Below are 7,050 nucleotides of genomic sequence, written 5' to 3' on the forward strand. Positions count from 1 at the left end.
CAGGGCTCAGAAGTTGAACTTGTCGACATTGTCCTTGGTGAAGATGGCCGGCGGCCCGAGCAGCAGAATGCCCTTGGCGGCATCATAGGTGACCGGCTTTTCCAGGCCGACGATCTTGTTCTCCGCTTCGAAGGCCTTGCCGTCGATGAGCTGTTTGCCGGCCCAGACCGTGAGATAGCCGAGCTGCTCTGGATCCCAGAGCACGGTGAAGCCGAAGGCGCCGCTCTTCAAATAGGAGCGCGCCGTGTTCGGGCTGCAGTAGCCGGCACCAATGACGGAGCCGATCTTGCCGGCGGTCTCGATGGCCTGGGCAACGCCCGGGCAGGTCGAGGATGCGACGGCAATAATGGCCTTGACGTCGGGGTTGGCGGCCATGAGATCGCTGGAGATCTGCGCGGCACGCTCCGCCGTGCCGCCGGCATATTGCGGCGCGAGCAGCTTCAGCTTCGGATATTTGGCGGCGGCTTCTTTCTGCATGAAGCCGATCCAGGCGTTGAGATTGGACGCCGTCGCTTCGCCGGAGACGATACCGATCGTTGCGTCCTCACCAACGCGCTTGACGAGTTCGTCGACGATCGTCGTGCCGAGGCCTTCGTCGGTCGCCTGGGCCACATAGACCGCGCGGCCGCTGTCGGGCGCATCGCTGTCACTGGTGAACAGCTTGATGGCCTTTGCCTTGGCGCTCTCAACCACGGGTGCGATGCTGGAGGCGTCGAGGACGCTGACCGAGATGGCCTCGACGCCTTGGTTGATCAGGTTCTGGACGATCTGCAACTGGTCCACCGGATTGGTGTCGACGGGACCGGAATAGATGAAATCGACACCAAGATCCTTGGCGGCGCGATTGCCGCCGGCTTCCATGGCGTTGAAATAGGGGATGCCGATCAGCTGCGGGACGAAGGCGACTTTGTGTTTGTCCGCGGCATGCGCCGCCGTCGCAACGACGAGTGACAGTGCGGTGACCGTGAGCGCTTTTTTGAATTGTGAAAGCATTGTGTTTGATCCTCTCTGGAAATGACGTGCGTTTCAGTTGGTTTTTTCGAGCGCCCGCACGTCGGGATGGGCGCCCGTTATGAGCGAAACGACTTCCTCGTGATTGGTCTCGGCCGCCAGCCGTTCGGCCACCTTGCGGCCGCGCCGGAACACCACGATGCGGTCGGCAACTTCGAAGACTTCGGAAATGTTGTGGCTGATGAGGACGACGGCACAGCCGCGCGCCGCAAGCCGCCGCGTCAGTGCCAGGACCTTGCGGGTCTCGGCGACGGCAAGGGCTGCTGTCGGCTCGTCCATGATGACCAGTTTGGCGTTCAGATTAAGCGCCCTGCAGATGGCGACAGCCTGACGCTGGCCGCCCGACAGGCTGCCGACGGGTGCTTCCGGATCGGAAATATGGGCATCGAGCTCTTTCAGAAGCCCGTCAACGCGCTGCCGCATTTCCTGGCGCTTCAGAAACGGAATACCTAAAATGGAGCGTTTCAATTCCCGCCCGAGAAACACGTTTTCGGCGATCGACAGGTTTTCCGAGAGCGCCAGTTCCTGGAATATGGTCGCGATGCCCGATGACGCGGCATCCTTGGGCGAAGAAAAAGCCACCGGATTGCCCTCGATGACGAGCTCGCCATCGCTGGGCGGATGGGCACCCGCCAGAATCTTGATGAAGGTCGATTTGCCTGCGCCATTGTCGCCGAGCAGAGCCAGCACCTCGCCGGAGCGGATCTCGAGGTCGACATTTGCCAGCGCGGTCAGCGCGCCAAAGCGCTTGGCGATGCTTCTGGCGACAAGAAAGGGTGCTGTCATGGCGGGGCTCCCCAACGGTTCTCGGCTAGACGGCCTTGCTGACCCAGCGAAGCACGTTGGTCCAAAGGCGTGCGTAACCGGGCCATTCGACAAAGCTGTTCGGCAGCCAGTGGGGGCCGATGTCCGACGTCCACACCAGCGTTCGCCCCTCGCCATGTCGCCCGGTGACCAGCAACGGATGGCCGCCCTGGTCCTGCGGCAACCGCGCCAGAACCACGACATCGTCCCGGTCGCGGGCGACAACTTCGTTGGCGCCGAGCAGCAGCGGCCAGTCGCCTTCGATACCGGCAAAAACCGGATGATCCCTGTCACCGGCGATCGAAGGCCGAAATCCTTCGGGAATTTCGAGCCGGTCATCGTTGGGAAGGCAGGTCACCGGCAGGGCTTCCTCGACCGCCGTGCGATGCCAGCGGGCTTTGCCGTCGATGCCCTGGAAGGAGAAGTAGCCGCCGATCATGATCAGGCCGCCGCCGGCCAGCGTCCAGTCGCGCAGGAGTTTGAGCCGGTTGGGGACTGTCTTGCCGTGCAGCCAGACATCGGGGTGGAGCAGGAGCGAGTTCGCGCCGATGTCGGATAGGATGATTGCCTTGTACTGCGACAGGCCCTCCATCGTGGAAGGCAGCTTTTCGACCGCCTCATGCGCCGGCATGTAGTCAAGATCGAATTCGCTGTCCTTCAACGCCTCGACCAGTGGCGTCGCACCCAGATGAAAGGTGACGCTGCCGAACTGATCGAAGCCCTTGTAGTGGGTCGCCGAACTCATCCAGCTCTCGCCGACCAGAAGGATTTTTGTTTTCGCCATGATCGTACTCTCCTGATTTCGCCCGATCGGGTCGGCATTGTTTGCTGGAACCGTCGGGATCGGTGGCGCCGACGATGAACAGGCCGTCGATCGAATAGGAGATCAGCGTCTCGGCGGTGCGCCGCTCTTCCTCGGGATCGCGCGAGGCACTGACCACGACCGGACATTGGCCGCGGCTGCGCACATGCGCCTCGAAAATTTGCGCCATCGACGAGAAATAGCGGTTGTCGTGAACCGGTAGCATCAGGCCGACCAGTCCGGAACGCGAATGGCGCAGGCCGCGGGCCTGCAGATTGGCCGTGTACTGCTGCTGCTCGGCGAGATCGAGAATGGCTTGCGCCGTGCCCGATAAGGTTGTCGCTACCAGTTGCGAAAACAAAAAACAGCCCGGGCGAGATTGACTGGCTGCCGTTGTCGACAGGCGGTGTCAGGACGACCCAGGGCAGCACGCTCGCCGTCATGCAGGTGTCGGGTGGCTCACAGAGCCTCAACGCCGTCAACCAGCTCCGCATCCTCGGCCGGTGGATGCGGATGGTTACGATCCCGAACCGGTCTTCGGTAGAAGGCCTTCGCAGAGTTCGACGAGGCTGGCCGGATGAAGCCGTCGTCCTACTACAACCGTATCGTTGACGTGATGGAGCGAGCTGATGAAGTTCACCCTGCTTCTGCGCGACCGTCCCGCCTCCCTTACCGATCGCTATTCAGAGCGCGTCGAAAGCGCCCAAGAGGTCGCCAAGCAGGTCAATCAGCGGTCGATCTGAGACGGATTGTTGACGCAAACGGGACGGCGAATCGGTGAGCCGCAAACCGGGTTCGGCGGAGCTTATGGGCGCATGATGAGAACAGCAAAGAGCCTGGGCGCCGCCAGGCGCCCAGGCTGTCCATGAAGTGGATGCGGGTTCAGTTCTTGACGACGCTGGTGGCCGCCTGTTCGATGAGTTTGGCGACAGCTGCGGGGTTGGAGACATAGACAGCGTGGCTGTTGTTTGCGTTGGTTGCAGGAGGACTATGCGGCAGGGCCGACGGACGCGCTTTGAGGCGACATTCAGGCCGCCTTGATTCTGCATTCAGATCGCTTTGATTTTGCGCCCACGACGCGGCTACAGTGTTGAGAGTCGCTATTTCCCGCGCGATCTGGAGCCAGCAAGTTGCCGTATCTCTTCGAGGATTTTGCCCTGGACGGCGATCGGCGCGAACTGCGTCGCGGCAACGACCTGATTTCCATCGAGCCGCAGGTGTTCGACCTGCTGCAATATCTGATCCGCAATCGCGAGCGGGTGGTCAGCAAGGACGATTTGATCGATGCGGTCTGGCAGGGCCGCATCGTCTCGGACGCCACGCTCGCCAGCCGCATCAACGCAGCGCGCAATGCGCTGCACGACAGTGGCGAGGAGCAGCGCCTCATCCGCACCATCCTGCGCAGGGGCCTTCGCTTCGTCGGCACCGTGCGCGAGGAGGCCGAGGCTACGGCACCGGTGGAGCAACCGAAGCCTGGCCTGGGCATTCCCGCCCGCCCTTCCATCGCCGTGCTTCCCTTCGTGAACCTGAGCGGCGATCCGGATCAGGACTATTTTGCCGACGGCATGGTCGAGGACATCATCACCGGTCTGTCGCGCATAAGGTGGCTGTTCGTCATCGCGCGAAATTCCTCCTTCACCTACAAGGGCCGCGCGGTGGATGTGAAGCAGATCGGACACGAGCTCGGCGTGCGCTACGTGCTGGAAGGCAGCGTGCGCAAGGTGGGAAGTCGCGTGCGCATCACCGGCCAGCTCATCGATGCGGAGAACGGCAGCCATCTGTGGGCCGAACGCTACGACCGCGAACTGACCGACGTGTTCGCGCTGCAGGACGAGATCACCATCAGCGTGATCGCGGCAATAGAGCCCAATCTGCGCCGGGCCGAGATCGAACGCGTCCGACGCAACCGCCCCGACAGTCTCGACGCCTACGATCTCCTGCTGCGCGCGCTGCCTGATGTCTACACCTTCATGCCGCAGGGTGCAGCCAAGGGCCTGCCGCTGCTGGAGCAGTCTTTAGCCATCGAGCCGACTTATGCGCTTGCCCATGGCTTTGCCGCCTGGGCGCATCAGTCGCTGTTCGTGCGCGGCGGCATGAAACCGCACAATCAGGAAAGATCGATCCGCCATGCCCATGCAGCGATCGAGCACGGCTCGGGCGACGCCATGGCGCTCGCCTTGGCCGGGTTCACCATCGGCATTGTGGAGCATGATCGCAGACTGGCCGACGAGGCGTTTGCGCAGGCTTTGACGCTCAGCGCCTCCTGCGCCTTCGTCTTTGCCTTCGGCTGCGTGTCGGTAGCGTATGGCGGCGACGCTGCCCGGGCGATCGACTGGGGCGAGCAAGCGTTACGGCTGAACCCCCTCGACGCCATGAGCTGCGTGCCGCAAGGCATGATCGGATTCGGCAACTTCCTGTCCGGCCGGCACGAGCAGGCCGTCATATCAGGCCGACGGGCGGTGGAGATGAACCCCGGATTCAGCATGCTGCACGGATGGCTGGCCGCACCGCTGGCCAGGCTCGGGCGGCTCGACGAGGCCAAAGTATCGGCCACGCGGCTTTTGTCGCTCGACCCGCACTTCACCATCGGACGCTGGTCTGCCGCAGTGGGACTTGCACCTGATATCGTCGATGACGTCACCGACGCCATGCGGATGGCAGGCTTGCCGGCATAGGCGAGAAACGCGCGAACCGGCTCGCGGAAATGCTCCCCATGCGAGCAGCGCGAAGCATCGGCGGCGCGGCGCTGCGCTGGCGCCGGCACTCATGATGCTTCGGCACCGCCACACAACAATGCCCTGCCGGCCAGATATTCGCGCGGCCTCGGCAATGACTGAACAGTGCGGGCTCAGTGCGATCTCATTGACGGTGCGCTCGCTGATGTCAGGAAAGCGCCGGCTCGCTCCACTGTTGCCTGACGGAAGAAAAGCATCCGGATACCGAGCAGAAGCCATAAACGCTTACAAATGCATACCGCTTCGTTTCGGGCGTCGACGTAGACGAGCGGCGGCATGCTGGGCGTAGTGTCATTGCAAGCCAGACGTTTGGTGATGGCCAAAAGGCAAGACCTCATCAAATCTGTGAGATCTGGAGCGGCTAATCCTGTCAGGCTATCAAGGGCTCCATCCAGCACTTGATCAACGCCTGGCCCCATCAGTTCCCCGTTCGGGTTGTCCACCCAGCCGCGGACCTTCAGGCTTGTCGCGTCAATGAAATCGCCGAAGCTGGGGATGATGGCTATGGGGCAGCATCCGCTCCAACACGTCGTCCCTCTTCACGAAATGGTGCCATAGCGCGGCTAGCGCGTGTCCGCCAGCCAGGATCAGGATTGCGTTGGCGCAAAGGCTATGAATTTCTCTGATACTGCTCGCGATGCCGCGATCCGGCACAAAGGGTGCCGGGATCGTAAACAATCCGAAAAAGGTCAGCGCATCGCCCCTAAACCACGTTAGCAGGATGCCAAGCACGGGAATTGCGACAAGCAGGACATACAGGGCGAGATGACCAAGCTTGGCAACGGCACGTTCGAAACCTGTCATGGAATTGGGGAGAGTCGGTGCGCCTCTTGCCAGCCGCAAGGCCACCCGCCAGAGCACGAGAGCAGCAAGAAGCAGGCCAAAGGAGATGTGAAGCCACCATGCAAGTGCTCGGTTGGGATCGCCACGTTGGAAGAGATCATCGCCGAAGGTCAGGAGATACATGCCTACAACCAACGCGAACAAAGCCCAGTGCAAACTCTTCTGGACCGAGGAATAACCGACTGTCGGCATAGGGCATCTCCGGTTTAGACCGTTCGAGTTGCTAACTGCATTGGGGCGAAGTTGCGGCTCCGATGTTACGGTTTCGTCATGCAAAGCGTCTCTCAGCCGCAAGGAGGGCGAGTGATGCAGGCTGGGTCTCCTTGCCGTCCTCCAGTCGCGGACCTGCGCTGATTGGGAGGAAGCAGTGAAAGATCCGCTACACGGGCGAGACGCCTGACTATCCGCCATGTGCCTGATCCTGCGGACCACACTGCGCATGATCCTTCGAGACGCCGGCCTCCTACAAAAACGCCAGGCGTTCCGGGCAGGGCGGCGGATACTGCTTAGTTATGCCTCCGATGAGGGCATGCCCGCCCCCGAAAGTGCGTCGATGCCGGCATCCCTGGCGGCAAGCTGGCCGATGGCCGACCAGTCGAGCTTTTCGCCGCCATGGGCGAGCAGGGTGAGGAAGCGGTCACGCAGGAGGCTGGCGATCGGCAACGGCACGCGCAAATCCTCGGCTGCTGCCAGCGTCAGCCGGATGTCTTTCTGACCCAACGGCGCCGCGAAGCCGGCGGGCTTGAACTTGCCCTCCACGATCAGCGCCCCATAGGTCTTATAGAGGGGAGCCCCGAACAGCGTTGAGGTCAGAATGTCGAGATATAGCTGCTTGTCGACGCCGCCCTTGCTGAC

6 protein-coding genes and 2 pseudogenes are annotated in these 7,050 nt (G+C 62.1%); 2 read left to right on the forward strand and 6 right to left on the reverse strand.

The window, feature by feature from the left end; translation table 11 throughout:
• Positions 1–6: 6 nt before the first annotated feature.
• The 4 genes and pseudogenes from NKI24_RS22830 to NKI24_RS22845 all read right to left on the reverse strand — a co-directional run.
• Positions 7–993 carry an autoinducer 2 ABC transporter substrate-binding protein gene (locus tag NKI24_RS22830; protein ID WP_352748467.1) on the reverse strand — a complete coding sequence of 329 codons (987 nt, stop codon included), beginning with the start codon at positions 991–993 and terminating at the stop codon, positions 7–9.
• Between the two features lie 33 nt (positions 994–1,026).
• Positions 1,027–1,797 carry an ATP-binding cassette domain-containing protein gene (locus tag NKI24_RS22835; protein ID WP_352748470.1) on the reverse strand — a complete coding sequence of 257 codons (771 nt, stop codon included), beginning with the start codon at positions 1,795–1,797 and terminating at the stop codon, positions 1,027–1,029.
• A gap of 25 nt (positions 1,798–1,822) precedes the next feature.
• On the reverse strand, positions 1,823–2,599 hold the full coding sequence (locus tag NKI24_RS22840; RefSeq protein ID WP_352748473.1) for a glutamine amidotransferase: 777 nt from the start codon (positions 2,597–2,599) through the stop codon (positions 1,823–1,825).
• A 42-nt stretch (positions 2,600–2,641) separates the two neighbouring features.
• Positions 2,642–2,942, reverse strand: a pseudogene (locus NKI24_RS22845) (LacI family transcriptional regulator); the annotation flags it as partial.
• A 50-nt stretch (positions 2,943–2,992) separates the two neighbouring features.
• Between NKI24_RS22845 and NKI24_RS22850 the strand changes: the two are divergent.
• Positions 2,993–3,360: pseudogene (locus NKI24_RS22850) on the forward strand (NAD(P)H-dependent oxidoreductase); the annotation flags it as partial.
• 387 nt (positions 3,361–3,747) lie between these two features.
• Positions 3,748–5,292 carry a winged helix-turn-helix domain-containing protein gene (locus tag NKI24_RS22855; protein ID WP_352748476.1) on the forward strand — a complete coding sequence of 515 codons (1,545 nt, stop codon included), beginning with the start codon at positions 3,748–3,750 and terminating at the stop codon, positions 5,290–5,292.
• Positions 5,293–5,823: 531 nt separating this feature from the next.
• Here NKI24_RS22855 and NKI24_RS22860 read toward each other — a convergent pair.
• Together NKI24_RS22860 and NKI24_RS22865 are read right to left on the reverse strand one after the other, a co-directional pair.
• Positions 5,824–6,387, reverse strand: a complete 564-nt coding sequence (locus NKI24_RS22860) for a cytochrome b (protein WP_352748478.1) — start codon at positions 6,385–6,387, stop codon at positions 5,824–5,826.
• Positions 6,388–6,705: 318 nt separating this feature from the next.
• On the reverse strand, positions 6,706–7,050 hold a 345-nt coding region (locus NKI24_RS22865), incomplete at its 5' end, for an NAD-binding protein (RefSeq protein WP_352748480.1).

This window comes from Mesorhizobium sp. M0701, from assembly GCF_040320365.1.
Lineage (GTDB): Bacteria > Pseudomonadota > Alphaproteobacteria > Rhizobiales > Rhizobiaceae > Mesorhizobium.